The sequence below is a fragment of the Frankia sp. CcWB2 genome (assembly GCF_977927585.1).
In genome coordinates this window covers 854-3,796 of the sequence record NZ_CDWRCM010000009.1, presented here as the reverse complement: position 1 = coordinate 3,796, position 2,943 = coordinate 854, and the positions used below count along the sequence as shown (strand labels likewise).

Annotated in this window: 3 protein-coding genes and 1 pseudogene; all 4 read left to right on the top strand. The window is 73.4% G+C overall.

From position 1 onward, the window contains the following. Window positions 1–273: DUF6039 family protein (locus ACY45C_RS02205; RefSeq protein ID WP_462185997.1), on the top strand; the 273-nt coding region annotated here is incomplete at its 5' end. A 16-nt stretch (window positions 274–289) separates the two neighbouring features. Then, window positions 290–1,057, top strand: a pseudogene (gene fabD / locus ACY45C_RS02200) (ACP S-malonyltransferase); the annotation flags it as partial. A gap of 323 nt (window positions 1,058–1,380) precedes the next feature. Further along, window positions 1,381–2,691, top strand: coding sequence for a PfaD family polyunsaturated fatty acid/polyketide biosynthesis protein (locus ACY45C_RS02195; protein ID WP_462186018.1), 1,311 nt, complete (start codon window positions 1,381–1,383; stop codon window positions 2,689–2,691). A 10-nt stretch (window positions 2,692–2,701) separates the two neighbouring features. Next, window positions 2,702–2,943 (top strand): DUF6039 family protein (locus ACY45C_RS02190; RefSeq protein WP_462185996.1); only part of this gene is annotated, 242 nt, incomplete at its 3' end.

Below are 2,943 nucleotides of genomic sequence, written 5' to 3'. Positions count from 1 at the left end.
CTCGTCAACGCACGGCTCGCCGGGCGCGTCTCCTCGTACAGGTACGAGGAGACCTTCGGCGTGATGGACCGGCTGCACTGGCTGGTGCACTTCACGTCGTTCGACGCCTACCAGGAACTGACCGACCTGGAGCGCACCGACGACGAATTCCGCACGTTGATGACCAGGGACTACATCTCGCCCGTCAAGGGTGGGGGCGGCTGGGGCCGCACCTTCATGCCGGGCACGATCGAGGACACCCTGCTGGTGCCCTACCAGTACCCGGCCGGCTGAACCCCCGGCGTCGTCGATGAGGGTCTGGGTCTTCCCCGGTCAGGGGTCGCAGCGCGCAGGGATGGGTGCGGAGCTGTTCGACCGGTTCCCGGAACTGGTCGCCACCGCCGACGACGTGCTGGGCAGGTCGGTGCGTGAGCTGTGTCTGTCGGGCCCGGAGGGCGAGCTGGCCGACACGCGGTGGGCGCAGCCGGCGATCTTCGTCGTCAACGCCCTCGCCCACCGGGCCGTGTCCGAGCGGGAACCACCGCCCGACTACCTGGCCGGGCACAGCCTCGGTGAGTACAACGCGCTGCTCGCCGCCGAGTGCTTCGACTTCGCCACCGGCCTGCGCCTGGTGCGGCGGCGCGGTGAGCTGATGGGTGAGGCGGCGGGTGGCGGGATGGCGGCCGTGGTCGGGCTCGACCCGGACGAGGTCACCGCGCTGCTGCACCGGTGCGGGGTCGCCGACAGGGTCCAGGTCGCCAACGAGAACTCGGTCACCCAGGTGGTGGTGTCGGGTGAGGCCGAGGCGATCCGTCTGGTGCGCCACGCGGTCCGCGAGCTGCCCGGAAAGCGGTGCGTCCCGCTCGCCGTCAGCGCGGCGTTCCACTCGCGGTACATGGCGGACGCGGCGCGTCGGTTCGGCGAGCACCTGGCGGGCGTCGTGTTCCGTGACCCGGCCGTGCCGGTGATCGCGAACGCGACCGCCGCGCCGTACCCGGTGGGCGGGGTGGCCGCTCTGCTGGCGCGGCAGATCGACAGCCCGGTGCTGTGGCGGAGGTCGATGCGCGAGCTGATTCGACGTGGGGTCACCGAGGCGCGCGAGGTCGGCGACGCCAGGGTTCTCACCCCGCTGTGGCAGGCCGCGGTGGCCGAAGGTCCCGAGCCGGACGGGGCCGCGGCGGCCGACGGTCCTGGGCCGAACGGGGCCGAGTTGGCCGAAGGCCCCGCGCCGAACGGGGCCGCGGTCGGACGTTCCGGGTGGGACGCGGTCGTGGTCGGGGGTTCCGCACCGGCCGCGCCGGCACCGGCGGCACCGGCGGCGAACGGTCGTGCCCAGCCGGAACGCGAGGTCGACCCGGACGCCGCCGCGCTGGGCAGCGCCCGGTTCCGGCGGCCTACGGCCTGCGGTACGCCTACCTCGCCGGTGCGATGTTCCGTGGGGTCGCGTCGGTCGAGTTGGTCACCCGCATCGGGCAGGCCGGGCTGTTGGGCTACTTCGGGTCCGGCGGACTCGATCTGGCCGAGGTCGAACGCGCCGTGCTGCGGCTCGCCGGCACGCCGGGCCTGACCTACGGCGTCAACCTGCTGCACGACCTGGCCGACCCGGCGGGCGAGGAAGCGGTCGTGGACGTCCTGCTGCGCCACGACGTGCGGTTCGCCGAGGCGGCGGGGTTCACCTCCGTCACTCCGGCGGTGGTGCGGTTCCGGTTCGCCGGGGCGCGCCGCGGGCCGGACGGGGCGCCGGTCGCGGTCCGCCATGTCCTGGCGAAGGTGTCCCGGCCGGAGGTGGCGGCTGCCTTCATGGCCCCGCCGCCGGCCGACCTGCTGCGCGGCCTGGTGGACCGGGGCGCGCTGACGCGCGGCGAGGCGGAGGTGGCGCGGCGCCTGCCGGTGGCCGGTGAGGTGTGCGTCGAAGCCGACTCGGGCGGGCACACGGACGGGGGAGTGGCGCTGACCCTGATCCCGTCCCTGGCCCGGCTACGCGAGCGGGTGGTGGCCGAACACGGCTACAGCGACGGGGTGCACCTCGGCGCGTCGGGCGGTCTGGGTGCGCCCGAGGCGGCGGCGGCGTTCGTGCTCGGCGCGGACTTCGTGATGACCGGCTCGGTCAACCAGTGCTCGCCGGAGGCGGGCACCTCCGACGCGGTCAAGGACCTGTTGTCCGGCCTGGACGTGCAGGACACCACCTACGCCCCGGCGGGCGACCTGTTCGAGCTGGGCTCGCGGGTGCAGGTGGTCCGCAAGGGCACGCTGTTCGCGGCCCGCGTCAACCGGCTCTACCAGCTCTACCGGCAGCACGGCGGCCTGGAGGAGCTGGACGCGGGCACCCGGGCTGCCCTGGAGCGGGACTGCTTCCGGGCGCCGCTGGAGCAGGTGTGGAAGCAGACCCGCGAGCACTACCTGGGCATGGGGCGTCCCGACGAGGTGGAGCGCGCCGAACGGGACCCCAAGCACCGCATGGCGCTGGCGTTCAGGTCCTACTTCGCCCGTACCAACCGCCTGGCCACCGCGGGCGACGAAGCCGAGCGGGCGAACTTCCAGATTCACTGCGGCCCGGCGATCGGCGCGTTCAACCGCTTCGTCGCCGGGACGCCGTTGCAGGACTGGCGCGCGCGCCACGTCGATCTCATCGCCGAGCGGCTCATGGTCGGCGCGGCCCACGTGCTGCGGGAAAGACGAGCGGCGCTCACCGGTGCCGCGTCACGAGAATGAGGGAGAAGCAGTGACCGAAGTCGGCAACGGCACCCCCACCGTGCGCTCAGCTCTGCACCAGACGAGCCAGCCGGTAGACCGGGTGCTGCACTCGGGTAACTGCGGCGCCCTGGTGCAGCGTTCGGCCCAGATCGCCGCCGGCCAGGCAGACCTGGCGCGTGACCTCGCGCGTGAGGCCGCGCAGTTCGTCAACGGCAAGCAGGACGGCCTGGCGACGGTCTTCGTCTACGAGGAGACCTTCGGCGTCAAGGA